Genomic DNA, 24,825 nt, shown 5'->3' with positions numbered 1-24,825 from the left:
AACTCTATGCATAAGCAACATTTGCTCTGTTTTGGTTAATTCAGGGTAACATTTAGCAGCATTAGGATACTTATATAAAATGTTGACTACAATTTTTATATATTTCTAATGTAACTTTACCTTTATGAAAAAAGAAACTATTGGCTTCTTGATATTTAAATATGGAATCTACGTTATTTTAGGAGGATTACTTTTAATGAGAGTCTGTGGGTATTCTATTGAAGAATTCATTCACAGCTACAAAGCAAAAAACGAAATGGAAACTATTCATTATGGCGGATCTGTTTCCGAGGTTAATAAGTATATTGAAATGAGGAATAAAAAAGTTGAAGAGCTTAATTATTTAATTTCAGAAAAAGCAAAACAACTTAATTCTATTCTATACTACACAAATGATACAACCAAAATAAACTCTGCAAAAATTCGTGCAAACAGAGAATATAGAAGCCAATATGTTAATCCTTCTCAAATTGGTAGAAATTATATTGCTGAATCAGAAGAAACTTTAAGATACATAAATGAATTTCAAAAAAAGGAAGATAGTTTAGGTTATAATATTTTTATTGATCGAGGAAAAGGGAATGAATTTCTTGCTAATATTTTCGAAAAAAAATTAAGTAGTACCATACATCTCAAAAACATCAATAAAAAAGATTCTAAAAACAAATATAAGGTGATTCAACTTTATTACTATTCCGATAAGGCAAAACAACGATTGACCGAACAAATAGAGAATAGAAAGGCAACTTGGTTTGTTGCAGTTGGTACAACACCTAAAAAAGAAATAGCATTATTAGATGAAATACAATTTTCTACAACTGTTTTTACAGAAGAAGAGCTTCAAAATCAAAAATTAAATCATAATGGTCTTAAATCACTATTCGCTCCAAGTGTAAATTTATCAAAAGAAAGTACCTTCTACTTTATTTGTTACAATAAAAAAATGGACAAACTTACTTTTTCAAAAAAAGCAGAACTTTTTAAAACTATGTTCTTGAAGAAGCAACCCACTTTAGAAGGAAAGATTAAATCTGTAAAAGTTAACTTCGATTAAGCTACTATTAATGAAGAGAATATGTTTCCTTCAAAAAAGTAATAAGATATAGGATAAACTATGTTTACTCATAAATCCCATTAAGATAATCTTCTTTTTCGCTCAATCGTTGATATCCGATTTCAAAAAGCTCCTTGTTTTCGGAAGTACCTTTTATTTGTTTGTCATTAAAGTCTACATCAATAAGTCGCTGCAAGCCGAATGCGGTAGGTGTTTCAAAACCCAAACTAATTTTTTCATCTTTAATCATATAAAACCCAACATACATAGTATCCTGTGCAGATAATACCAACTGGCTATTATGTTCAAAAAATAACATGGGCTTTTTACCGATACTACCCTTTCTCAGATTAATCACAGAATCATTAACTTTTATAGTATTCACCTCATAAGAACCAACAATCTTGTGTTTTACACTAAACATGGATTTCACATAAATTGAAAATACAAAGTAGCCAACCGATAGTACTACTAGAAATATATATGGGAATAATCGAAGAAATTTGTATTTCGGTTTTGATATTACGCCATTAACCTTCCCTCCTAGTTTTATAAAGAATTGATAAATGTCTTTGTAATATTCTAGTAACAATAATAAAGTTATTACTAAATCAAAAGTAATATGACCAATGGCAAAAAGAACCTCAAACTCAATGTTTAAAACAAAAATATTAAGACATACTCCAAGGGATAATAATAAAGCTATTAATCGAGTTCTAGGAAAAAGTATCAGTGCACCTATCAAAAATTCTGAGATCCCTATAAACAAATTATAATGGTAAGAACGCCCAAAAAAGGACCACATATGTTGAAACTTAGAAACTTCAGCTAAGTAAACAAAGGATTCTGAATGTAACTGACGAAATTGCATATGTAACAATTTAGGGATAGCGAAAGTTATCATTTTAGAAGAAAGACTGTATATCGCTATATACTTAAGAACGTTTATAATTTTTTTGAAAGTAGATTTTTGCATTCGTTGTTTTGTTTACATCATCAACGAACCAATCCAAAAATTGTAACAGACAAATTAGAAATCAATTATAGAAGAGAATAAACAGACCATCATTAAAACACTAATAATCAAAACAATAAATTCTCTACAAAAAGAAAAAACAATTACTCAATTTATTGACTTAGGTCAAATGGTTTGGTCTAAAACAGCATTAGTTTTGTAACTATACATTAAAAAACACAAAATGATAATTGCACAATTAGATAAATTAGAAACATTTGGCATCAATAGTGAAGAACGCTTAGAAAATGCAATAACACATCTTCAAAACGGAAATGGAATTATCTTAGTCGATGATGAAAATAGAGAGAACGAAGGGGATTTAATATTTTCTGCACATACCATGACTGTCAATCAAATGACCCTAATGATTAGAAAATGTAGTGGTATCGTTTGTTTATGCATGACAAATGAAAAAGCTGACCAACTTGATTTACCTTATATGGTAGAAGAAAATACTAGTAGTTTTCAAACACCCTTTACGATAAGTATTGAAGCAAAAGAAGGAGTAACCACTGGAGTTTCTGCTAAAGACAGATTAACAACAATTCAGGTAGCTAGCAATGAAAACGCTAAAAATAGTGATTTAGTAAAACCTGGGCATATCTTTCCATTAAGAGCTAATGATAATGGAGTATTAGCAAGAAAAGGACATACAGAAGGAAGTGTAGATCTAATGAAACTAGCGGGACTAAAACCTGAAGTTGTCTTATGCGAAATCATGAATGATGACGGAACAATGGCCAAAGATGATTCCATACTACAGTTTGCTAAAGAGCATAATTTGAGCGTATTATCAATTCAGGATATTATTCAATATCGTAAATTTGTAAGAGATTATAAGTAAATGACGGACTATAAAGAACTCTCCTATTTCATAAAAAAGAATATTGACATTAACGATGAAGATTTAAAAATTGTTCTGTCATATTTTAAATCCATAAATAAAAACAAGAATGATATTTTATTACCTAAAGGTAAAAATAGTCAGGTAAGTTATTTCGTAGTAAAAGGTTGTTTACGTTTATTTTATATAGATGAAGAAGGCAAGGATATCACACGATATATTGCCTTCGAAAATCAATTTGCAACAGAATTAGTAAGTTTTATTACGAATCAACCAGCTGAAGAATCTATTCAAGTCATTGAAAACAGTGAACTTTTATATATTACTCACAGAGATTTCAGACATCTGATAAAAACGATTCCCAAATGGAAAGATTTTTATAATATTTATTTAGAAAAAGCCTATGTAAATAACTCCAAGAGATTAATTTCTTTTACTACCTTAAATGCGTTAGAGCGTTATGAGCAATTATTTGATGTAAATCCAGAGATTGTAAAACGTTTACCAAATAAAGTGGTCGCATCTTACATAAATATATCGCATGAAACATTAAGCAGAATTAAGTCTAAATTTCTTTTAAAAAATGAAATCAGCTAAGACAGAAAAAGAACAATTAGCAGCATATTTTAGACGATATGGAAAAATATCAATTTCTGACATTGACTACTTTTTTACCCTAATGTAATTAAAAGAGTACTCTAAATCTGAATATATATTAGAAGCTGGTAAGACTTGTAAGCATCACTATTTCATTTCCAAAGGTTTGACCAGAAGCTTTTATATAGATCATAAGGGAACTGAAAAAATAACGCAATTTGCCATAGAAAATTGGTAGCTTACCAATTGGGATAGCTATAAACAATGGAAAACCAAAAACAAAAGTTAAATGCTACAATTTTATTTCCCTTCCTGGTGAAATTGTTTCAATAATTCTTTTGTCTTGCTACTCCTCACGCACCATAGATTTTATAAAAATCAACACCAAATAATATTTTCATAAAATCTTTTTCCTTATTATTCTTATTCTTATTCTTATTCGTTTGTCTTAAACATACTTATAAAAATCAAATAACTAACTATACAACAATTCATATTCGTAAAACCAACTAATTCTCGTGAAACAATTTTTTATTTGTATACTTCTTTTCCAATTATTGAGTTGTAAAACAGATTCTAACACTAGTTCCAATATCAAAAATGAATCTAAAACTACAGTAGATAACTCTTCGGTAAACAATACCGAAATTAGATACGTCATTGCTAGATCAGGTCTCAATTATAGAAAAACACCAAAGGGAAAAATCTTAGGAAAGTTTGAATTTGGTCAAAAATTACAGATTGTAGAGCATACAAATATATTTGATGAAATTGTTGACGAGAACAAACACATATCGGGAGAATGGGTTGGAGTTCAAATAGAAAAGGAATCTGATGTAAAATATGTATTCGATGGTTTTATAGCAAATAAGAAAGAGTTTGACCATATTAGCACTAACATTGAAAATCTCATCCTCTACGGTTATGAAATAGAATATAAAACAGAAGGAGATTTAAATGGAGATAACATAGACGATATTGTTACGGTGATAAGAAAGATCGAGAACTTTAGTGGGGATCGAATTGTAATGGTATTCTTAAAAAAGGAAAACAGCTACAAGATTGATAAAGTTTCTAACACAGTTTTTCCAAATAAGTTTTTTTCTAATGAAAGTGATATGGAAACTTATTATCAAGAGGATATCATTATTTCAAATAAAGAACTAAAGATTCAATTATATGGAACAGGGCCTGTTGGCAATAACTTTTCTACGTTTAAATATGATGACAAGAAACTAGTTTTAACTCATATCGAAACCTATAATGTTGGTGCTGGAAGTCATCATAGTCTAAACTTTGATGTAATTAATAGCAAACTAATTGAAGAAGTTACCAATACCATGGAAGAAGACATGCCTACATCAACGCAAACTTTCATAATCCCTAAACAAGAGTATCTTTTCGAAAAATGTAGTCCCGAAGATATTATAAGTGACGTTTATCGTAGTACCAGTAATGCTAATCAGATTGATTAAACAATACGAAAGGTAAATTCAAAAAAAAATCAATATTGAAAGAGCTAAAAATTAAGAAAGGACAGATCATCCAAAGAGAAGGTGAACTAAACTCAAAGATTTATCTAGTGAAATCTGGATTGCTTAGAAGTTATTCTATTGACAAAAATGGAAAAGAAAATATATTTATGTTCGCCCCTGAGGGATGGGTAATTGCTGATACCTGTTCCCCTGACGTTAAATCAGAATTGTTTATCGATACTCTAGAAGATTCTATTATAGTCGTTTTAAATAAAGATCTCGAAAGAGAAAAGCAAAATATAGGTGCGCTCACAAAAAGATTGCATGTTTTACAAAAACGTATTTTAATGCTCATTAGTACGAACGCCATTGAACGTTATGAGAACTTCATCGAAACATATCCTGATATTGCTCAGCGTGTTCCACAACATATGATCGCTTCTTACATTGGTGTTAATCCAGAAACCCTTAGTGCTGCCAAATCTAAACGTGTAAAAAAAGATCGCTAACATATTTCTTATGAAATCATAATGCACAGATTTTCTACCAGATTTAATTTTGTAATTCAACAAAACTAAAATCAAACAGGATGAAAATTTTATTACGAGTATCCGCAATACTTTGGATTATTTGGGGGTTAGTTCACATTTTAGCAGGTGATATTTCGTCTTCGGTATCAGGAATTGCAGATGCTATTGATCCAAACCTTCTACAAATGAATTACACAGAAGCATCAGGTGCTATTATTGGTCAGCATGGATTTAACTTATTCCGGATTGGAATTGTAACCTTTATCTCAGCATTTTATATTTGGAAAGGAAATAAAAACGCTATTTTTCTTGCTGCGATTACTGGTGGTTTGGCTGATTTAGGTTATTTTTTATTTATGGATTTAGGAGGCTTTGTAAATTTTATACCAGGGACGTTAATGACCATTTTTTCTTCACTAGCAATAATCTTGAGTTACTACGTATATTTTAAAACGCTAAAAAAGAATCATATTCCTTAAATATCAATATATTTTAAAGAAGAATAAATTAAAGAATACTATGAATCGTTTATACTATTATTATCATAAATGGATAAACATATTTTTTAATATTTTCCAGAAAAAAGCCTAGTTATATAAGAAACAAGGTAACATTTTCTATTTTTAAGGTACTTATAGTAAAGACTATAAAAACACCCAAAAAAGTAAAATGGAAGCTTTAGGACACTTTATATTCATGATTTTAAAAATCGGAATTCTAGCATCGATTTATTCTTGGATTTTGATTATGATCATAACGGTAATTTCTTATTTTAGAAAAGGTGATTCTCTTCACAAAGTAGTACATAATAAAAAGTCAAGTTGGTTCATATTTGGGTTTATAATTTCTGTTTTACTATTCATTTATTCTTTCACCTATTGGGGAAATCATGGCTTGGGTGATGGCCCTAGAATTCCTGTTGGTTATTGGAACACAGTAGAGAACACTAATTGGGAGTTTTCTGATTTAGAAGGATACCAGAATAAAGACGGACATCAAATTAGTATTTCAAGATTTATCACGAGAGAGGAATTTTTCTGCGGAGAATTTGATCAAAATCACTTTTTTTATGATTATGAAAATGATTTTTTTGTCTTAAATATGAAGTCGGATCAAATCATTGAATTCAGCAATAAAGAAGAATATAATGAATATGCGCTTTCAAACAACTTGCCCAAATCATCAAGTTTAATGACCTTTGACCAAAATTACAGAAACTATTTTGGCGGATGGAGATTTTGGTTACTCCCTTAAAAAGCATAATTTATACCGCATTATTTAACACTATCGATAAAACTTTAAATATTGTTCGATTTTCAAGATTTGTAGTAAACAAAGAAATAAGATCGAGTGAAATAGTAATTTCTTATGAGAAATTGAAATACCAAGGAAAATAAACAGTTTCTCCTATCCTAGCCAATGCTAAAAAATTTATACAATCTTATCACTTTAGATAAAATAAAAAATTCATATTTTGATAAGATAGTTCTCTATCAAAAAAGAAAGACATGCAACCAAATCCTCAACTTAAAAGCTTTATAAAACCTTACGATCCAAAAATCCAAAAGTTGACGTTAGATTTACGAAACTTTATAACGGAATTAGTTCCTCAGGCTAATGAGTTGATTTGGGATAATTATAATGCTGTAGCTCTTGCTTATTCTAAATCAGAAAAATTGAAAGACGCATTCTGTCATATAGCAGTGTATTCTAAACATGTGAATTTTGGGTTTAATCGCGGAGCAGAATTATCCAAAACAACTATTAAACTAGATGGAAAAGGAAAATTGATACGACATATTTCGGTGAAAGATTTTAGATCTTTCCCTAAAGAGGAAATAAAAGAACTGATCTGGGAAGCGGTGGGTATATCAGAAAAAATAAATGGTGAATTAATATTAGAAAACAATAATCCCAAAAGCATTGTAATGTCTATTTCTGAAAAGAAAATAAGACCAAACAAAACATAAACAATTAAAACCAATCCATAAAAGCTTAACTTGGTTACAAGAATATTTATATTGAAAACTATATGAAATCTTATTCTGGCGAACAGACGATAAAACAACTCGAAAAAAGAAAAGGCGGATATTTCTACTTAAAAATTGATTCTGAAATCATTAATCAATTTAGTCGAAAAAGGGCGACCAGAATGATTTGTACTATAGACAATATAGTTTCTTATCGCTGTGGTTTAAATCACCTAGGAGATGGAAACTTTTATATCATAGTTGCAGGAAAACATTTGGAAAAACTAGATAAAGAACTTAATGATAAAGTAGCATATAAAATTGAAGAAGACCCTGATCAACTAGGTGTTGAAATTCCTGAAGTTCTTTCTGTTTTGCTAGAACAAGATTCCGAAGCCAAAGAAATATTCGATAAAATAACCGACGGAAAAAAAAGAAGTTTGATTTATAGTATTGTAAAAATCAAGAATATGGATAGGCAAATAAAAATAATTACCGAATTCTTAGCAAAGGAAAAGGCTAAGCTAGCAAAGTAAAATACTATATTTGAAAGCATTTTTAGAAACCCTCCGTCCTGTTTTTATTCCGAACTCTTTCCTAATTGGTTTTATTCATAAAACAACAAATCTTATACCTACTCGTTTTAAGTTTAAAACCAACATATGAGTGCGATACATAATGCTATTAGAGTTTTAGCTTTTCTTTTTTGCAATGCCATCTTAGTAGCACAAACAGTTAATTATACAAGTTCTCAAAACATCATTGCTAATCCAGAAAGAGGATTACAAAAGTATTCTATAACGTCTAATAATTATGCTACCACTGTCGGAGCGAATAATTTATCCGTATCGACACTAGAGAGTTGGAAGAATGGCACTGATAAAGTAACGGTAGTTTTTAGGTATTTCCTATTAGATGCATTTCTAGATTCAAATATTAATAACACCTACCTAGATAACATTAGAAATGACTTTAATAATATTAGATTGGCAGGTTTAAAAACAATTGTTAGGTTTTCTTACTCCAATAGTCAAGGAACCGGACCTCAGCAACCAACTAAAGCTCAAATTCTATCACATATCACTCAAATTACTCAAATATTAGATGAGAACAAAGACATTATATTATCTCATCAAGCTGGATTTATTGGCACTTGGGGCGAATGGTACTACACCAACTCTGATGAGTTTGGTACAGAAGGCGCTATATCTGCAGCACAATGGAATAATAGAAAAGAGATTGTAGATGCAATGCTTTCTGCCACTCCTTCAAATATCCCTTTGCAAGTACGATATGCTAATATCAAAAAAACTATGTATGGCAATACACTATTAACAGAGCAAACTGCTTACGAAAATACAGCAAATGCCAGAATTGGTTTTTTTAATGATGCTTTCCTAAATGATTATGGAGATCAGGGAACCTATTCCGTTTCTAATCAATGTGCAACACCTGTAGGAACATCTGATTACAATTTTATTGCCAACGAAACAAAATATCTTCCCATGACAGGCGAAACTAATGGCCTTAATGGATGTGATAACGGATTTAGAACCTCAGGAGAAAATGCCATTAATGAAATGGATTTAACAAATTGGACGACCATTAATAGAGATTTCTATACTCCTTTTTGGGATGGAATTATTGCTTCTAATACTTACGAAGAAATTGTTAGAAGATTAGGGTATAGATATACCCTCACATCATCTACCGTAACTGTAAATAATCTTGACTTCGACTTGGCGCTAGAGATTCAGAATGTTGGTTTTGCAAGAATTTTTAAAGAACGTGATGTATATCTTATAATCCAAAATACTGAAACAAATGACATTACTACTTCTCTAATCGATACCGATATAAGAACTTGGGAAAATACTACAATTATAAATCAAAACTTCGATATTGGCATTTCTGGAACGTATAAATTATATCTATGGATTCCTGATAATGATGTTTCATTACAAACAAATCCTGATTACAGTATTCAACTCGCAAATGCTGGTACTTGGGATTCACAAACAGGATATAATGACTTACTACAAACAGTGACCTTAGAACCAAGTCTTTCTGTGGATGATATTGCATTAGAGAACAATAGACTTTCAATATACCCAAACCCTGCTTCTAGTGATGTAACGATTAAAGTTCATGAATCTATAAAAGAAGACATACAAATCTTTAACAGCCTAGGACAACTCATCATGAAAATACATCCTCTAAAAATTCAAAAAATTGATGTCTCTCATTTAGATAGTGGAATCTACTTCTTTAAAATTGGTAATTCTAAAGTAGCGCAATGTAAGTTGATCAAAAAATAACTTCCCTACGCTACCAATCAATTGATTTTTTTTGGTAGAATCATAACATAAAAGGAACAAAAGTTTATTGTCATTGGCAACTAAACTAACTGGACTAGTACTAATTGTAAGCAAAATGACTTTTAGAACAGGTAGTTTATTAGATGTAATACTTACATAGGTAAATCTTATCAGCTGCGAATCGCTATCTAACTCACAATTTGTATATTGCATGTTAGTCTTGGAATATAACTACAACTGATAAGAAATATTATTGAGAACTATGAAAACCTCTTTGATGCAAAAAACACTAATTCTACTCTTTGTATTACTCTCCTTCGATTCGTTTGCTTGCGACTGCGACTGCCAAGGAGACTGTTCTTTTAGCGCAATATCCAATCAAAGCGGGTTTGTGGCCTTAGTAAAAGTGATCGAATACACTGATTTTTTAGATCATAAAATTCTTGGGTATGATCAAGACATGCCTTTTTCGATGACCGTTGAGATCATCAAAAAATATAAAGGTGTAGAATCAAAAAAGAGAATTAAAATATGGGGAGACAATGGAATGCTATGCAGACCCTATATTTCAAATTTTGAGGTTGGAAAATATTACTTAATTGCACCAAGAAAAATATTGAGTGACTCAGATGAAGGCAATAAAGGTGATTATGACTTTTTTGCCTGTACAACAGATTATTTGAATGTTGACTTTTATAAAGGAATTGCTTTCGGAGAGTATTCAACAAAACAAGAAAAAGTATCGCTTAGTGAATTTGAAAGTGCTCTCAATAAGTAGCAAGCTGCAATAAGTCTATCACAGCTTTAAAACCATTACACAAAAACATGTTAGACCATACTCGATGTATAGTAAAGACAATTATGCTGCCACTCTAACGTATATTGATGTAATCTCCAAATCCATATTGGAAGATTTAGATAACCTTGAAAAATAAGAATGAGAAACGTTTTCAATAAAAAACAGACAAAAGAAAAGAAAGAGTCTAATTTCTTTATCTATGCAATACGAGAAATTATCCTGGTGGTTCTAGGAATATTGATAGCTGTTTCCATTAATAACTGGAATGAAAATCGCAAACAAAATAATGAGTTGAATCAATTACTGCTAAAAGTAAAAGAAGATCTCAAAAATGATGTAAGTAAAATCGACAACATCTTTAACCATTATGAAAATATTAAACCTGTTTTCGAAAAAGTTCTAAAATCAGAATATACACAAGAAGATTATATTAAAAATCCCAACATAGCATTTCTAATTTTTGGTTATCCCGAACTAGCCATTAACCAAAGAGGTATTTCGCAACTAGAAAATTTTAGAGGTGAGATAAGTCAGGAAAAAGAAGAACTTGTGCAAAAATTAATTCTGTTTTACAAAGAACAACTATGGGAAATACAAGTAGATGATGAATTACGCTCTAAAGATTACAAGGACAATTTTAATTATTGGAAAAATAACACAGAATGGTGGTTGGATTATGTACAATTAAAAATAAACAATGAATTTATTGAGTATGCTATAAACAGTAAAGACTATAAAAACCGTGTCGCTACTGCAGATTTTTTTGCCTATAAAGTATATCTACCTGAGTTAGAAAAATTTAAACAGAGAGGATTAGAACTCATCAATGAAATTGAAGTAATTAAACAGTAAAAGAACTCAAATTGAACTTAAACAATAAGAAATTTATAACAGCTGAAAACAAAAATGGATTATCATCCGGAGAAACCGTTTTTCATTATTCTCAAAAGGGAACGACAATAACAGGAACCTATTCGGGTGGAGCCATAAAAGAAGGGGGTATCATCGGCAAGCGGATTGATGATTCTAAAATTGAACTTTTATATCAATGTCTCACCATTGATGGAGAACTAAAAGCTGGAGAATCAAAGGGCACTATTTCTGAAACACAAAATGGAAAACTCAAATTAAATTTTGATTGGAATTGGTTGAACGGAGATCTGTCTAGTGGTAAATCCGAATATATAGAAATTGAATAAAACTTTCCAATTTGCCAATTAGCTTTATTTGTACCATACAATCAATTATTGCAACGTCATAAAATACAAATAGTCTTTCATTTAAGTATTTAGTAACCTATACCTTAAATGAAACAAAACCAACTCTTAATCGTTGTAATATGCGTATTATTATTTACAAATTTTAACGCGCAAACTCTTTCTAAAAACAATTCATTCGACTTCTCTATTGGTTATAATGTTGGTGCATTAAAAAACTTGGAAATAGCACCTGTTTCCAGATATGATTATAACAGCGCTATCTATAAATTTAAGTATCAACGAATCACCAAAAAAGAAAAAATATTTGAAGTTCAATTAGATTATCTACAATCCAAACTGGAGAACAATGTAAACGCTCTTTTAGATTTTGAATACACCAAAATAGGTATAAGCGTTGCTTCATTAAAAAAAATCTATAATAAAAATAGACTCCTAATTCATGTAGGGTTGGAATCATACAGTGATCTTTCTTTATATGACATCAATCCTAATAATCAATTTGTATTTGATCAAACACTAGGGCTATCAAGTAGATTTTCCTATCAAATTAATCAAAAACAACATCTATTTTCTAAACTAACGCTCCCTACTCTATTACTTAGAATTACGAATTCAAACGCTAATGTATATTCTTTAAATCGTTTTCAAAGTATCTTATGGAAAATAGGATACTCCTACTCTTTTTCTGAACAATTAAGTGGACAACTAAGCTATGACTTTAATTATGATAGATTACAAATCTCCAATGCTTTTAGGGAACTTCAATATCAGGTAAACTTCGGTATTAATTATAAATTCTAATTACACTATGAAACAAATATGTGTTATTTCTTTTCTGTTCATTTTGATGTTATTCTCCTGTACCAAAACTCTCATCGGTGATGAAGGAAAACAAGATGAAGACATTTATCTAAACTATCAAACCAAAACAGATTTAGAATTACCTTTTGATGAAGAATGGTACGTTTTCGTTGGTGGTAGAACCCACCAAGATGGAGGACATCACTTTATCACTCGAGGAACAGGTCAGAGATATGCGTATGACCTAGCTATTGTGATTGATGGCAGCAGTTTTTCTGGTGATAGTAGTAAAAACGAAAATCATTACTGCTTTGGAAAACGTTTAAATGCTCCTGCAAATGGTAAAATCATTGCAATGGAAAATAATATTGATGATAATTACTTATCGGGGATCGTAAATGATAATATCAATGATAGTAATCTTGCAGGTAATTATATATTAATAGATCATTTTAATGGCGAATACTCATTATTAGCACATTTAAAAAAAGGGTCAGTTTTAGTAAATCTAGGAGACATCGTTGCAAAAGGACAAGAAATAGGCCAAGCAGGAAATAGCGGAAACTCAACTGGTCCACACTTACACTACCACTTACAAAACAGCCCAAATTATCTGAACGGAATTGGGTTGCCAGCTCAATTCCGAAATTATTATGAAGATGATACATTAGTGGATCTCGGAGAACCTGTAAAAAGTCAATTTATTAGAAAAAATTAAATCCCATCTTAGAAAACAACAAAGTATAAAAAACGGTTTGGGTTCATTCTCAAACCGTTTTTTGCTTAATTTAGTAACCATTCATCAATTAAAATCATATTCAATCATGACTCGGTTTATTCTTAAAAGACTTCTTTTTATTTATTCATGTTTGCTTGTTACTCAAGAAATAAGAGCTCAAGAAAATCTATGTGATTATTACGGACTTGAAAAACCAACTACAACTCCTAGAGATTTCGACCCAGAAATATTAGATCTAAAGGGAAGTTTTAAATTTAATGTTGAGATTAAAAAGTGTGATGAAATCTACTTCACGACTATTACATCTAGTGAGAATATTTTTTTTTCAAAAAAGCAAGGTGATACATGGAGTACACCCAAGATCGCTTCCTTTTCTGATCCTAACTATAATGATGCGGACCCATTCCTAACGAAAGATGGTAATAGAATCTATTTTATTTCTAAAAGGCCAACCAGCGCTACTGATAAAAATTTAGATTTCAATATTTGGTATGCTGATCATAAAAATGGAGAATGGATGAAACCAAAACCATTACCAAAACCAATTAATACTGATGAGTTTGATGAATATTTCTTTTCTATTTCTAATAAAGGAAATGCATTCTTCTCTTCGAACAGAAATGGTGGTCAAGGATCTTTTGATATCTACACTACTAAAGTACTAGCTAATAATCAGTTCTCAGAACCAAAAAACATAGGAAAACCAGTAAGCACAGAGAAATATGAATTTGATCCTTATATTTCGCCCGATGAACGTTTTATAATTTTTTCTATCATCCAAAACGGTAATAGTAGTTTATATGTAAGTTTTAAAAATCAATCCAATAACTGGACGACACCACAAAATTTAGGAGATCAAATTAATATTACTAATCAAGATTTTGCGCCTTCTCTTTCACCAGACGGAAAATTTATATTTTTCTCTAATAATGGAAAATTAAGATGGGTATCTACAGAGTTATTAAAAACCCCTTAAACCAAAACCACACGCATCATAAATAGATCCTCTCTACTACTATGGTATCCAAGAAAATTTTCACAAATGTATTTTGAACATCCAGTACATTTTCGACCTGTTATCAATGAAGTGGTTTAAACTTTTTTGATTTAAGTGAAAAATAGCAGTTTTGTGATCAGATGAAGTAATTTTTTAATTGCATAGCAGCGCTACGGAAGTCAAAAATTGTGAAATATGGATGCAAAAAAGCATTTTTTTAGCAAATTGAAAAAAGTTTAAACCACTTCAATAAAAAAACCTTTAGCTGTAAGTAAACGCTATGGAAAAACTAAAAAACTGTATTGCAAGCCAAGTATCTATAAAAAACGAATCTTTAGATCGTATTCTTTCCTTTTTTGAACCTTTGGAAATCAATAAAGGAGAATTCTTTCTCCAAGCTGGAAAAATTTGTAGAAAAATGGCTTTTATAGTATCTGGATACATGAGGTTGTACAATATCGTGGATGGAAAAGAAATAACCTTATGGATAGGTAGTGAAGGAAGATTTATAACCTCTCTTAGTAGTTTTATTTTTGAGACTAATAACAGTTGGAATATACAAGCCATTACAGACTGTAACCTTTACACAATTACGAGAGAGAACCATTTTAGACTAAACAAAACCTATCCAGAGTGGTTAGAGTTTGATAATATTTTATTGGCAAATTCTTTTGCCTTATTAGAAAATAAGATGTTTTTTCAATTGCATACTACGGCAAAGCAACGGTATGATAAATTAATGAACGAAGAACCCGAACTTTTTAAGTATGTTCCTTTGCAGTATATAGCTTCTATGCTAGGAATTGCTCCCGAATCATTAAGTAGATTAAGGAAAATGCATTAATTAACATTTGTCAAGAGAGATTATGTGTGGTTTGTAGAAATTTGTTTTAAAAATCTAAACAAATGAATCCTTTACAAAAATCACTTCAATTAAACGCCTTATTTTCCAGCATATCAGGTATTCTAATGGTATTTCTAAATCAACAAATAGCAACGCTTTTTGGAATTAATAATTATACTCCCTTTTGGGTCATTGGACTATTACTACTATACTTCGCTATGACAATATGGTTCGAAATAAAAAAACAACGAACACCAGCCGTTGTTTGGATTATTATTCAAGATTTCATCTGGGTAATAGGAAGCATCTTACTTATAATGTTTAAACCTTTTGGGATTACCGAAACTGGAAATATCATTATCGGAATTATAGCATTTTTTGTTTTATGTATGGGAATAAATCAAATCCTTGGTTTACGCAAAACTTATAAATCAATACCTCATGTGTAAGAAGCTATTGTACGTATAGTTAGTAATACACTATCCAAATTTGTTAAAAACAGAAACTCCAATCAAATATCTAAAAACTTCAAAGTGGTTTTTCCGATGAATTCGTTACTTTTAAAGTCGAACATCTTTTATAACCTTAAATACCACCACCTTGAAGCGTAAAAAATTCTGGAAACGAATTTTATTAATAGTAATCTTAGCCCCAATTTTAGTAGTCGGAGGCCTGATGCTATATATCCAAAGTAACCAATCCGAAATCATTCAAGGAGAAATTGAAAAACTAAATAAAGAACATAAGGGTTTAGTCAGCATTGGAGAAAGTGAACTCTCTCTTTTTAGTAATTTTCCGTACGTTTCTATAAAAGTGTATGATGTCAAAATTTTTGAAACCAAAGAAGATAATGCTCCCGTTATTATGGATGTAAAAGATATCTATGTAGGTTTCAATCTATGGGATATCGTAAAGGGAAATTATGACATACAATCACTAGTCGTAGAAGAAGGTGTTTTTAATATTGTCATTCATGAAAACAATACCACGAATATTCAAAACTCATTAGCAAGTACTTCAGAATCGGAGTCCTCATCTACTAATATTCATCTCAAAAAGATCCGATTTAAAAATTTGGATGTACACACCTTAGACGAAGCTACAAATTCGGATGTCGAAAAATTTATATACGCTGGTACCGGTGGGTTTAGTCAGAAAGACAATATTATTTCTGGGCATATTGATACTCATTTCGAGTTAAATGTTATCAAAGATGGAGATACTACTTTTATTCATAATAAACATTTCGAAGTACATACGGATGTAGTATTTAATGAAAGTACAGGAATTCTTGATATCGCTCCTTCTGGGATCGTGATGGAAAATGGTGATTTCGAATTAGAAGGATCTATAGATACAAAGAATGATGTAGATCTAGATCTTTCTATCAACGGGACAAAACCTAATTTTGATATGCTCATTGCTTTCGCTCCTACAGATGTTATTCCTGTTTTAGAGAAATATAGAAATGCAGGTGAAATTTATTTTAACGCTAAAATAGAAGGTCCTGCTAACAAAGGAAATAGACCCTTTATAAAAGCCAATTTTGGTGCTGGCAAAGCATATTTAGAAAATACTAAAAAGGCGAAAAAGATAGATAATATGGGATTCAATGGCTATTTCACCAATGGTAGTAATAGAGATGCCAGCACCATGGAATTTTCGCTAACAGATATGACTGCTTCTTTAGAAAAAGGAGAATTTAAAGGATCGCTTTTTGTGAAAAATTTTGAATCTCCAGAAGTTGATATGCAAGTAAACTCCAATTTCAATCTTAATTTTATTACAGAGTTTTTTGAGCTGGAGCAAGTACAAAATACTTCTGGCGAAGTATCGTTAAAAATGAACTTTCATGATATTATTGATATCGATAATCCTGAAAAGGCATTACAAAAATTAAATCAAGCATATTTTGCAGAACTAAATATAAAAGATCTTAGTTTAGAAGCCAAAGAACTTCCTGCTCCATTACATGACCTCAACGTTCAATTAGTGATGAACGGTAAAGAAGCAAACCTAAACCAGTTTGAATTATTAATCGGAGAATCTGATTTGTCTATTAGTGGATTTCTTTCAGACTTACCCGCTATTGTGCATCATACAGATATTCCTGTAGATGTCCATTTAGATATTAGTTCTAAAAACTTAGATATCGCTCAGCTAACACGTTTTTCTAATCAAGATTCTATCAAAACTGGTTTCGATGAACAAATAAAAAAGCTAAGTATGGGGTTTTCTTTTAAAGCTTCTGCTAAAGACTTTACGGAGTCTAAATATTTACCAAAAGGAGAGTTTTTTATCGATAGTTTGTATGCCGATTTAAAGCATTATCCACATGAACTACATGATTTCCATGCGGATGTACTTATCGATGATAAAGATCTAAAAATTGTAGATTTTACTGGATATATAGATGATAGCGATTTTCATCTTGATGGGCTGGTACACGAATATGCTTTTTGGATGCAACCCGAACTGAATGGCGATGTTGATTTGGATATCAATCTAACTTCTAAAAAATTAAAACTCGAAGATATTTTTTCTTATAAAGGAGAAAATTATGTCCCAGAAGAATATCGACATGAAGAATTTGATGATTTGGCTTTGCATTTTGCATCCAGTATGCATTACAAAGACTCTGCATTACACTCTATCGATCTTACATTAGACAAATTGGATACAAAAATGAAACTGCATCCTCTTCGCTTTGACAATTTTAGAGGAAATATTCATTACGAAGATGAACACATCGTGATAAAAGATTTTCATGGAGAAATAGGAACAACTAATTTTAATTTTGATCTTAACTATTACATTGGAGAAGATCAGAAAATAAAGAAAAGGGATAATTATCTTGCCGTAAAAGCTAATTATATAGACTTTGATGCCCTCTTTAAATTCGATGTTTCATCATCAAAACCAACGGAAGTAGCCGCTTCTAAAACGGCAGATGTAAAAGAACATGCAGAAGCTTTTAACTTATACGAATTGCCTTTTACAGATATGCAATTCAAAGCAGATATAGCACACTTTATTTATCATAGAATAGATCTTCAAAACATCAAAGCGGATATACGAACAACCCCTAATCACTATATTTATGTTGATACTTTGCATATGAATGCTGCTGGAGGAAATATTCGATTAAGTGGATATTTTAATGGTAGTGATCCTAAACATATTTATATGCGTCCAGATTTGGTGATGAATAATGTAGATCTGGATAAACTATTGTTCAAGTTTGAAAACTTTGGGCAAGATCATCTTGTTTCAGAAAATTTACAAGGAAAACTTACCTCCAGAATTAAAGGAAAGATTAGAGTATATCCTGATATGGTACCGGATCTTGATCAATCTACGGTAGAAATGGATGTAAAAGTATTAAATGGAAGGTTAAAAAATTATGATCCTATGTTGGCCCTTTCGGATTATATGGGAGATAAAAACCTTCAAAATATTCGATTTGATACTTTACAAAACAACTTGGATATTAATAAGGGAAAAATCAACATCCCTTCTATGACTATCGAATCTACATTAGGCCATATGGAGTTATCCGGTACGCATGATAGCAATCAAAATATTGATTACTTCTTACGAATACCTTGGAAAACTGTAAGAAAAGCTTCTTGGCAAAAACTATTTGGAAACAAAAAAGACACTATAATCAGTCCAGAACAAGAAGATGAAATTGTAGAAGTAGATCCTAACAAAAAAACAAAATACCTCAACCTAAAGATTAAAGGTAGTGTAGATGACTACAAGATATCCTTGGGAAAGAAAAAGGAATAAAACCATAGATAATGAGCTTTCTAAAGGCAGAATGGAGAAAACTTGCACTCGCCAATTATGTAATTGATAAAAATGTACTTGTTAAATACTTACCTGCTGGCACAGAATTAGACTTATGGAATGGAAACTGCTATGTGAGTCTGGTTGGTTTCATGTTTGTAAACACGAAGCTATTAGGTATAAAAATCCCTTATCATGTAAATTTTGAAGAAGTAAATTTGAGGTTTTATGTAAAAAGATTGGAAAATGGTGAATGGAAAAGAGGTGTTGTATTTATTAAAGAAATTGTTCCTAAACGAGCATTAACCTTTGTTGCCAATACTGTTTATAACGAAAACTATGAAACGCTCCCAATGGAACATGTTTGGAGCACTGAAAATGATGAAAGAACAGTTCAGTACAAATGGAAAAGAAATAGTAAATGGAATTCTATAGAGATAAAAGCAAGTATCGATTCTTATCCTATCGAAGCTGATAGCGAAACAGAATTCATCACTGAGCATTATTGGGGTTATGCAAAGGTAAATGATCAGAAATCTAATGAATATGAAGTGACTCATCCTACATGGCAAGTATATAAAGTACATAACTATGACATCGACGTTGATTTTGGCGCTGTATATGGCAAAGAATTTGAGTTTTTAAATTCTTTAACTCCAAATTCGGTAATGCTTGCAGAAGGATCTGAAATTACTGTAGAAAGTAAAAGAACGATTCGAAAAAACTAGATACATATCTCCATACTAAGTTTAGTCTAAATAAATAACTCACGAAATAGTCAACATTAATGAAAAATAAAAAAGCACTTTTAATAATTGACATGCAAAAAGGTTCTTTTACTGAAGAAACTCCTCGATTTGATACAGACGGTGTTATAAAACGAATAAATCAATTAGCTGATGTATTTCGTAAAATCGGATTACCTGTAATCTATATTCAACATGATGGAACAGGAACTGGAGCTTTTGAAAAAAACACTTGGGAATGGGAATTATTAGAATCATTAGAGATAACGACAAGTGACATATTCATTAATAAGTATGCGAATGATGTTTTTTACAATTCTAAGCTTCAATCAAAACTACAATCCTTAGACGTGACCGATTTATTAGTAACAGGATGCGCAACTGATTTTTGTGTAGAATCCACAATTCAATCTGCATTAACAAAGGATTACCATATCACTGTTGTTTCCGATGGTCATACTACTGGTGAAAGACCACATCTATCAGCAGAAAAAGTAATTACACATTATAATTGGGTATGGCAAAATATGATCCCTACCAACGGAAGCATTACCGTAAATAGTTTCGAAAATATAATACAAGATTTAGAATTGGTATCATATTAGAGGTATCATTGAATTGTTTTAAATTGAAATGATGTAAACACAGAAATTATAGAAGAGATTATCAGTAGCGTTTCTTTGGTATATAATTGGCCTGGGCATGAGAAAATTATGGTTTCTGAAAAATTAACTACTAAAAAAGAAGATCTTACGAACTATACCGGAACATATGTGCTTGCGAACCGAGCAATTGAAGTACAACTGAAAAGAGGAAAATTGATATTAACAGAAAAAGGTAAATGGAGTTCTAAATTAACATCTATAGGAAGTTCAAAATTTATTGTCGATATTGTAAAACCAAAAGCTACAATTGAATTTGTGACTAATGCTAAAGGATCCATAAGTAAATGCATTTTAACACAAGGTGAGCAACCTAATGGATCAAGAAAAATTAAAACAACCAGCAGACTCTAAAGAATTTGTTTGCCACACCTTTTAGAAATGACATTCTACCAGGAAAAAATAAACCATATCAAAGCTAGTTGCTATTCTAATGATCAGCAGATTCAAACGATTATAGAAACTCGACAATTCATTGACACTAATTTTGAAAAAGATCTAAACTTAAATGTATTGTCAGATGTAAACTCTACTTCTAAATATCATTTACATAGACTTTTTAAACGATATTACGGACTTACTCCCAGACAATATCTAATTGATAAACGTATTGAGCAATCAAAGCAAAATTTAAAAAAAGGAATGTCAGTAACTGAAACTTGTTTTGCGGTTGGTTTCGAAAGTTTAGGCTCATTCAGTAAATTATTCAAGACTAAAACAGGAAAATCACCAAGCAAATTTCAAAAAGAGCAAGTTTCGAGAAGCGAATTAGACACAAACTTTTAACCTTTGACAAATAAATCAAATAATACAAACAATGAAAGTAACCCTGATTAGCATTCCTGTTAGAGATCAAGAAAAAGCGTTGAAATTTTATACCGAAAAACTAGGTTTTATCATAAAAAAAGATGCCCCATTAGGTGGCGGAAACAGATGGATCACACTCGTTTCTCCAGAATGGCAAGATGGACCAGAATTATTATTAGAACCTGCTCCGAATCACTTCGAACCTAGCAAAGTTTTTCAAGATGCATTAATGGAAGCTGGTATTCCCTATACGCAATTTGATGTGGATAGTGTAGATAAAGAATATGATCGCCTCCTAAAACTTAATGTTGATTTTAGCGTACAACCAACAGAAATGGGAACAGTAAAATTTGCTGTTTTCAATGATACTTGTGGTAATAATATTCAAATTGTGGAAACCTTATAAAACAGGAATCGTATTCCTGAGAAACATTCCTATTAACCGATCATAAATTTTCAATATACATGCAAAACTTTTTATTTAACCATATAGCACTATCCGTAAAAGATGTTGATGAATCGGTTAAATTTTATCAAGAATTACTTGGCCTTGAAGAAATTGAAAATACTGCTTCTAATTCCAAAACAAGATGGTTGTCCTTTGCCGAAGGGAAACAACTTCACTTGATTCCACGTCCAAATGCCGAAATCAAAACAAATAAAGCAGTTCATTTTGCTTTGTCTACAGCTAGTTTTGATGCGTTTATAGAACGTCTAAATGAGCTAAAAGTGGAATACTCGGATTGGAAAGATACTCCTAACAAGGATTACATAAGAAAAGACGGTATCAGACAAGTATATTTTCAGGATCCGAATGAATATTGGATAGAAGTAAACGATGATACTGTATAACGTTGGATATATTCCGAAGTTATAAGCGCGCTGATCAAACGAGATGTTCATATGAAAACAGTAACTATAAAACATGCTGAAAAAGAAGAGATAGATTGGATAAACTCAAAATACAATGAAATTGATTTTGTTGAATCAAATTATGAAAATGAATACATTGTTATTGCTAAAGTTGAAAACGAAAATGCTGGACTTGGTAGATTGGTGAAAATTGATGAAAATAATGCGGAACTTGGAGGAATTTATACCTTTCCAAATTTTAGAGGTTTAGGAGTTGCTGAAAACATAGTTCAGAATTTATGTGAGAAGAAACCATTTGGGGAATCTAATATTTGGTGCCTACCATTTGAAAATTTGTTGAATTTTTACTCAAAATTTGGATTTAAAACTTATAGCAATATAGAAGTTCCTGAAAAAATAGTTAGAAAACTAGAATGGTGTAATTCTGAAAGCAATTATGGAAAGAAAGTATTACTTCTTTGTAAAAAAAATAAAACCATCTTACAACGATTTGTATAGTGCATATACTTCCATTGGGAAGCATACTTGCCATATAAGAAACGGTATTTAATCTAAATGTTTTTGATTAAAAAAAGAGCAATGAGTTACTTAACAAACAAGGCGCAACTTGAAAATGATGGATACTCAGTCGTATCATCTTTATTTTCAGAGGAAGAAATATCTAGAATTTTAAATTGCTTAGAAAATACGGAACAAACGGGAAATGCATTTATGAAAACAAGAGATTTGTTTGCGATTAGACAATTAATCAAAAATGTACCTCAATTAGGTGATTTGTTGTTTACTGAATCTATGAAAAGATTAATTTATGATCTTTTTGAATCTACTTATTTCTTAACAAAGGCTATCTATTTTGACAAACCCAATGAATCTAATTGGTTTGTAGCTTATCATCAAGATTTGAGCATTTCGGTTAATCAAAAAGCTAATGTTCCAAATTATTCAAATTGGACCTTTAAAAAAGGTCAGTATGGTGTTCAACCACCTCTAAAAATTTTACAAGACACTATTACATTAAGAATTCATTTGGATAATACAAGTCGTGACAATGGTGCTTTAAAAGTAATTCCTAATTCTCACCAACTAGGAATAATACGTAAAGATTCTAAAAATTGGAAGACTACAAATGAAGTGGTGTGTGAGGTAGATAAAGGCAGTGTTATGTTAATGAAGCCCCTAACATTACATGCTTCCAATAGAACAACAAACGGAAAAAAAAGAAGAGTCATACACCTAGAGTTTAACAATAATGAACTCACCAAACCATTAGATTGGTTAGAACGAAAAGAGATTACTCATAAAATGCTATAAAATATATAACAGTCATCAAAAAACTCTATAGGTTTTACTAACTTAGAGGTGTCAGTGAACATACTTTTAAATTATTAAAATGACCCGAGATATTATCGATATCAATGATTTCACTATTTTGGTGGAAACCGCATTTTCTAAAGAAGTTGTCAAAGACTCCTGTAGATTCGACGAACCTGTGATTGCAGTAGCATTCTATGGATCAGGCAATGTTGATTTAGAAATGTCTGCTCCTACGGGCTCTCATCATTTTAATTATACCAAAGGTCTGGCACTTTCCTTTTTCGCAGATGAACAGGTAGATTGTATTCATACAGTTTCTAAAGACAATCCTCTAGAATGTATTGTGATAGCAACAGCTACTCGAAATTTAAAAAACCTACCTAATCAGGAAGGAGAACTATTTTCTGAACTGCTAAAGAACCTTGTAAACCCAAAAGACCATTATGTAGAAGGTCCTAGTTTTTATATGACTCCAGAAATGCATCAAATTATCGATAGTCTTTTTAATATAAAATATGAAGGAAAAACTAAAATGATGTTTTTCAGAAGTCAGATAACCACATTATTATCACATTTTTTTGGTCAACTAGCTGCTAATCATGCACAGCATCTAAAATCAATTGATAAAAACAGACTACAAAAAGCAAAAGATATTCTTTCTAGTAATCTCAATAACCCTCCTTCCCTTTCTGAGCTTTCTAAGGAATTGGGATTAAATACTACCAAACTTAAAAAAGAGTTTAAAGAAGTTTTTGGACTTCCCGTATTTAAATACTTACAAAATCAAAGATTAACTACTGCTCATAGCATGATCAGCAAAAAGAAAGCTACCGTACAAGAAGCTGCTTGGCATGTGGGGTATGATAGCTTAAGCTCTTTTTCCAATGCTTTCGCTAAGAAATTTGGCTATAGACCTAGTCAAATCAAATAAACGTCTTTTCGAACAAATCATACTTCTTTTGGAATAAATAATCCCAGAAGTTCTACTCTAATTTTGTCTTGTAATCAAAAAAATATAAGACATGAAAATTTTTAGATTAGTAACTATCGGTATTGGAATTTGGATTTTAGCAGTATGTGCTTTCACATTCTCATATGAATTCCAAATCCTACATAACCCTGAACAGCAAGCCAATATGGTTTTATCTTTATCAATACTTCCATTAGTCTGGTTAGGATCTTCTATATATTATAAAAACGGCGTTACAACTAATGGGTATATCGTAGGAGTAGTATTCTTTTTGATCGCAGCATTTTTAGACACGCTCATCACTGTTCCGCTCTTTATTATGCCAAATGGAGGTAATTACTACACGTTTTTTACAGACTTCAGCTTTTGGATTATTGCGATAGAGCTTGTGGGTGTAGCCATGCTATTCTACTACCTAAAGGTTTATCCTAAAGTAAAAACAATCAAAGCCTAAC

30 protein-coding genes are annotated in these 24,825 nt (G+C 31.0%); 29 read left to right on the top strand and 1 reads right to left on the bottom strand.

From position 1 onward, the window contains the following. The first annotated feature begins 124 nt into the window (after positions 1-124). A complete protein-coding gene (locus ACWNT5_RS20285) occupies positions 125-1,054 on the top strand; it encodes a hypothetical protein (RefSeq protein ID WP_299899801.1) in 930 nt (309 codons plus the stop codon). A 64-nt stretch (positions 1,055-1,118) separates the two neighbouring features. Here ACWNT5_RS20285 and ACWNT5_RS20280 read toward each other — a convergent pair whose 3' ends face one another. Further along, positions 1,119-1,925, bottom strand: a complete 807-nt coding sequence (locus tag ACWNT5_RS20280; RefSeq protein ID WP_456518416.1) for a hypothetical protein — start codon at positions 1,923-1,925, stop codon at positions 1,119-1,121. Between the two features lie 328 nt (positions 1,926-2,253). On the opposite strand from ACWNT5_RS20280, the gene ribB reads away from it, so the two are divergent. The 28 genes from ribB to ACWNT5_RS20140 all read left to right on the top strand — a co-directional run bounded on the left by ribB (position 2,254) and on the right by ACWNT5_RS20140 (position 24,824). After that, a complete protein-coding gene (ribB, locus tag ACWNT5_RS20275) occupies positions 2,254-2,916 on the top strand; it encodes a 3,4-dihydroxy-2-butanone-4-phosphate synthase (RefSeq protein ID WP_456518415.1) in 663 nt (220 codons plus the stop codon). Continuing rightward, complete coding sequence (locus ACWNT5_RS20270) at positions 2,917-3,513, top strand: Crp/Fnr family transcriptional regulator (RefSeq protein WP_456518414.1); 597 nt, start codon at positions 2,917-2,919, stop codon at positions 3,511-3,513. Positions 3,514-4,031: 518 nt separating this feature from the next. Then, positions 4,032-4,988, top strand: a complete 957-nt coding sequence (locus tag ACWNT5_RS20265) for a hypothetical protein (protein ID WP_299609532.1) — start codon at positions 4,032-4,034, stop codon at positions 4,986-4,988. A gap of 35 nt (positions 4,989-5,023) precedes the next feature. Beyond that, positions 5,024-5,497, top strand: a complete 474-nt coding sequence (locus ACWNT5_RS20260) for a Crp/Fnr family transcriptional regulator (protein WP_299609529.1) — start codon at positions 5,024-5,026, stop codon at positions 5,495-5,497. A gap of 80 nt (positions 5,498-5,577) precedes the next feature. Further along, a complete protein-coding gene (locus tag ACWNT5_RS20255; RefSeq protein WP_299609526.1) occupies positions 5,578-5,997 on the top strand; it encodes a hypothetical protein in 420 nt (139 codons plus the stop codon). A 190-nt stretch (positions 5,998-6,187) separates the two neighbouring features. Continuing rightward, positions 6,188-6,772 carry a hypothetical protein gene (locus tag ACWNT5_RS20250; RefSeq protein WP_299609523.1) on the top strand — a complete coding sequence of 195 codons (585 nt, stop codon included), beginning with the start codon at positions 6,188-6,190 and terminating at the stop codon, positions 6,770-6,772. Positions 6,773-7,026: 254 nt separating this feature from the next. Beyond that, complete coding sequence (locus ACWNT5_RS20245; RefSeq protein WP_299609520.1) at positions 7,027-7,488, top strand: DUF1801 domain-containing protein; 462 nt, start codon at positions 7,027-7,029, stop codon at positions 7,486-7,488. A 62-nt stretch (positions 7,489-7,550) separates the two neighbouring features. Then, the gene (locus ACWNT5_RS20240) at positions 7,551-8,024 is read left to right on the top strand and encodes a YdeI/OmpD-associated family protein (RefSeq protein WP_299609517.1); all 474 of its coding nucleotides are present in this window, start codon (positions 7,551-7,553) and stop codon (positions 8,022-8,024) included. A gap of 126 nt (positions 8,025-8,150) precedes the next feature. Further along, entirely contained in the window at positions 8,151-9,806 is a 1,656-nt protein-coding gene (locus ACWNT5_RS20235; RefSeq protein ID WP_456518413.1) for a DUF4832 domain-containing protein, read from the top strand. A gap of 277 nt (positions 9,807-10,083) precedes the next feature. Then, a complete protein-coding gene (locus ACWNT5_RS20230; RefSeq protein ID WP_299609511.1) occupies positions 10,084-10,584 on the top strand; it encodes a hypothetical protein in 501 nt (166 codons plus the stop codon). Positions 10,585-10,743: 159 nt separating this feature from the next. Beyond that, entirely contained in the window at positions 10,744-11,457 is a 714-nt protein-coding gene (locus tag ACWNT5_RS20225; RefSeq protein ID WP_299609508.1) for a DUF6090 family protein, read from the top strand. 11 nt (positions 11,458-11,468) lie between these two features. Further along, positions 11,469-11,804: a lipocalin/fatty-acid binding family protein gene (locus tag ACWNT5_RS20220; RefSeq protein WP_299609506.1), complete on the top strand. Its 336-nt coding sequence runs from the start codon at positions 11,469-11,471 to the stop codon at positions 11,802-11,804. A 108-nt stretch (positions 11,805-11,912) separates the two neighbouring features. Beyond that, positions 11,913-12,626 (top strand): hypothetical protein, encoded by a 714-nt coding sequence (locus ACWNT5_RS20215; RefSeq protein ID WP_299609504.1) that lies wholly within the window; start codon positions 11,913-11,915, stop codon positions 12,624-12,626. A gap of 7 nt (positions 12,627-12,633) precedes the next feature. Next, positions 12,634-13,344 carry a M23 family metallopeptidase gene (locus tag ACWNT5_RS20210; protein WP_299609502.1) on the top strand — a complete coding sequence of 237 codons (711 nt, stop codon included), beginning with the start codon at positions 12,634-12,636 and terminating at the stop codon, positions 13,342-13,344. Between the two features lie 106 nt (positions 13,345-13,450). Next, positions 13,451-14,341, top strand: coding sequence for a TolB family protein (locus ACWNT5_RS20205; RefSeq protein WP_456518412.1), 891 nt, complete (start codon positions 13,451-13,453; stop codon positions 14,339-14,341). 301 nt (positions 14,342-14,642) lie between these two features. Further along, complete coding sequence (locus ACWNT5_RS20200) at positions 14,643-15,206, top strand: Crp/Fnr family transcriptional regulator (protein ID WP_456518411.1); 564 nt, start codon at positions 14,643-14,645, stop codon at positions 15,204-15,206. 62 nt (positions 15,207-15,268) lie between these two features. Then, the gene (locus ACWNT5_RS20195; RefSeq protein ID WP_456518410.1) at positions 15,269-15,655 is read left to right on the top strand and encodes a hypothetical protein; all 387 of its coding nucleotides are present in this window, start codon (positions 15,269-15,271) and stop codon (positions 15,653-15,655) included. Positions 15,656-15,806: 151 nt separating this feature from the next. After that, positions 15,807-18,998, top strand: coding sequence for an AsmA-like C-terminal region-containing protein (locus ACWNT5_RS20190; protein ID WP_456518409.1), 3,192 nt, complete (start codon positions 15,807-15,809; stop codon positions 18,996-18,998). An 11-nt stretch (positions 18,999-19,009) separates the two neighbouring features. Next, the gene (locus tag ACWNT5_RS20185) at positions 19,010-19,726 is read left to right on the top strand and encodes a YqjF family protein (RefSeq protein ID WP_456518408.1); all 717 of its coding nucleotides are present in this window, start codon (positions 19,010-19,012) and stop codon (positions 19,724-19,726) included. A 59-nt stretch (positions 19,727-19,785) separates the two neighbouring features. Beyond that, positions 19,786-20,349, top strand: a complete 564-nt coding sequence (locus ACWNT5_RS20180; protein WP_456518407.1) for a cysteine hydrolase family protein — start codon at positions 19,786-19,788, stop codon at positions 20,347-20,349. Between the two features lie 108 nt (positions 20,350-20,457). Next, complete coding sequence (locus ACWNT5_RS20175; RefSeq protein WP_299609486.1) at positions 20,458-20,760, top strand: hypothetical protein; 303 nt, start codon at positions 20,458-20,460, stop codon at positions 20,758-20,760. Between the two features lie 27 nt (positions 20,761-20,787). After that, a complete protein-coding gene (locus ACWNT5_RS20170; RefSeq protein WP_299609484.1) occupies positions 20,788-21,192 on the top strand; it encodes a helix-turn-helix domain-containing protein in 405 nt (134 codons plus the stop codon). Between the two features lie 31 nt (positions 21,193-21,223). Next, positions 21,224-21,619, top strand: a complete 396-nt coding sequence (locus ACWNT5_RS20165) for a VOC family protein (protein WP_299609481.1) — start codon at positions 21,224-21,226, stop codon at positions 21,617-21,619. A gap of 59 nt (positions 21,620-21,678) precedes the next feature. After that, positions 21,679-22,065: a VOC family protein gene (locus ACWNT5_RS20160; protein WP_299609479.1), complete on the top strand. Its 387-nt coding sequence runs from the start codon at positions 21,679-21,681 to the stop codon at positions 22,063-22,065. A gap of 51 nt (positions 22,066-22,116) precedes the next feature. Further along, positions 22,117-22,584, top strand: a complete 468-nt coding sequence (locus ACWNT5_RS20155) for a GNAT family N-acetyltransferase (RefSeq protein WP_299609477.1) — start codon at positions 22,117-22,119, stop codon at positions 22,582-22,584. Positions 22,585-22,665: 81 nt separating this feature from the next. Then, complete coding sequence (locus ACWNT5_RS20150) at positions 22,666-23,397, top strand: phytanoyl-CoA dioxygenase family protein (protein WP_456518406.1); 732 nt, start codon at positions 22,666-22,668, stop codon at positions 23,395-23,397. Positions 23,398-23,476: 79 nt separating this feature from the next. Next, positions 23,477-24,331, top strand: coding sequence for an AraC family transcriptional regulator (locus ACWNT5_RS20145; protein WP_299899857.1), 855 nt, complete (start codon positions 23,477-23,479; stop codon positions 24,329-24,331). Positions 24,332-24,422: 91 nt separating this feature from the next. Beyond that, complete coding sequence (locus tag ACWNT5_RS20140) at positions 24,423-24,824, top strand: DUF5367 family protein (protein WP_299609470.1); 402 nt, start codon at positions 24,423-24,425, stop codon at positions 24,822-24,824. Position 24,825 lies beyond the last annotated feature (1 nt).

The organism is Aquimarina sp. 433, assembly GCF_054054605.1.
The sequence above is the reverse complement of the archived record's forward strand: the minus strand, read 5'-3'. Positions and strand labels throughout refer to the sequence as shown.

Coding starts and splice junctions, on each gene's coding strand:
- ACWNT5_RS20150 (WP_456518406.1), top strand. CDS start 22,666: ATGAGTTACTTAACAAACAAGGCGCAACTTGAAAATGATGGATACTCA.
- ACWNT5_RS20285 (WP_299899801.1), top strand. CDS start 125: ATGAAAAAAGAAACTATTGGCTTCTTGATATTTAAATATGGAATCTAC.
- ACWNT5_RS20160 (WP_299609479.1), top strand. CDS start 21,679: ATGCAAAACTTTTTATTTAACCATATAGCACTATCCGTAAAAGATGTT.
- ACWNT5_RS20235 (WP_456518413.1), top strand. CDS start 8,151: ATGAGTGCGATACATAATGCTATTAGAGTTTTAGCTTTTCTTTTTTGC.
- ACWNT5_RS20255 (WP_299609526.1), top strand. CDS start 5,578: ATGAAAATTTTATTACGAGTATCCGCAATACTTTGGATTATTTGGGGG.
- ACWNT5_RS20240 (WP_299609517.1), top strand. CDS start 7,551: ATGAAATCTTATTCTGGCGAACAGACGATAAAACAACTCGAAAAAAGA.
- ACWNT5_RS20145 (WP_299899857.1), top strand. CDS start 23,477: ATGACCCGAGATATTATCGATATCAATGATTTCACTATTTTGGTGGAA.
- ACWNT5_RS20165 (WP_299609481.1), top strand. CDS start 21,224: ATGAAAGTAACCCTGATTAGCATTCCTGTTAGAGATCAAGAAAAAGCG.
- ACWNT5_RS20140 (WP_299609470.1), top strand. CDS start 24,423: ATGAAAATTTTTAGATTAGTAACTATCGGTATTGGAATTTGGATTTTA.
- ACWNT5_RS20250 (WP_299609523.1), top strand. CDS start 6,188: ATGGAAGCTTTAGGACACTTTATATTCATGATTTTAAAAATCGGAATT.
- ACWNT5_RS20280 (WP_456518416.1), bottom strand. CDS start 1,925: ATGCAATTTCGTCAGTTACATTCAGAATCCTTTGTTTACTTAGCTGAA.
- ACWNT5_RS20225 (WP_299609508.1), top strand. CDS start 10,744: ATGAGAAACGTTTTCAATAAAAAACAGACAAAAGAAAAGAAAGAGTCT.
- ACWNT5_RS20245 (WP_299609520.1), top strand. CDS start 7,027: ATGCAACCAAATCCTCAACTTAAAAGCTTTATAAAACCTTACGATCCA.
- ribB (WP_456518415.1), top strand. CDS start 2,254: ATGATAATTGCACAATTAGATAAATTAGAAACATTTGGCATCAATAGT.
- ACWNT5_RS20215 (WP_299609504.1), top strand. CDS start 11,913: ATGAAACAAAACCAACTCTTAATCGTTGTAATATGCGTATTATTATTT.
- ACWNT5_RS20180 (WP_456518407.1), top strand. CDS start 19,786: ATGAAAAATAAAAAAGCACTTTTAATAATTGACATGCAAAAAGGTTCT.
- ACWNT5_RS20200 (WP_456518411.1), top strand. CDS start 14,643: ATGGAAAAACTAAAAAACTGTATTGCAAGCCAAGTATCTATAAAAAAC.
- ACWNT5_RS20155 (WP_299609477.1), top strand. CDS start 22,117: ATGAAAACAGTAACTATAAAACATGCTGAAAAAGAAGAGATAGATTGG.
- ACWNT5_RS20230 (WP_299609511.1), top strand. CDS start 10,084: ATGCAAAAAACACTAATTCTACTCTTTGTATTACTCTCCTTCGATTCG.
- ACWNT5_RS20270 (WP_456518414.1), top strand. CDS start 2,917: ATGACGGACTATAAAGAACTCTCCTATTTCATAAAAAAGAATATTGAC.
- ACWNT5_RS20195 (WP_456518410.1), top strand. CDS start 15,269: ATGAATCCTTTACAAAAATCACTTCAATTAAACGCCTTATTTTCCAGC.
- ACWNT5_RS20175 (WP_299609486.1), top strand. CDS start 20,458: ATGGTTTCTGAAAAATTAACTACTAAAAAAGAAGATCTTACGAACTAT.
- ACWNT5_RS20210 (WP_299609502.1), top strand. CDS start 12,634: ATGAAACAAATATGTGTTATTTCTTTTCTGTTCATTTTGATGTTATTC.
- ACWNT5_RS20170 (WP_299609484.1), top strand. CDS start 20,788: ATGACATTCTACCAGGAAAAAATAAACCATATCAAAGCTAGTTGCTAT.
- ACWNT5_RS20205 (WP_456518412.1), top strand. CDS start 13,451: ATGACTCGGTTTATTCTTAAAAGACTTCTTTTTATTTATTCATGTTTG.
- ACWNT5_RS20185 (WP_456518408.1), top strand. CDS start 19,010: ATGAGCTTTCTAAAGGCAGAATGGAGAAAACTTGCACTCGCCAATTAT.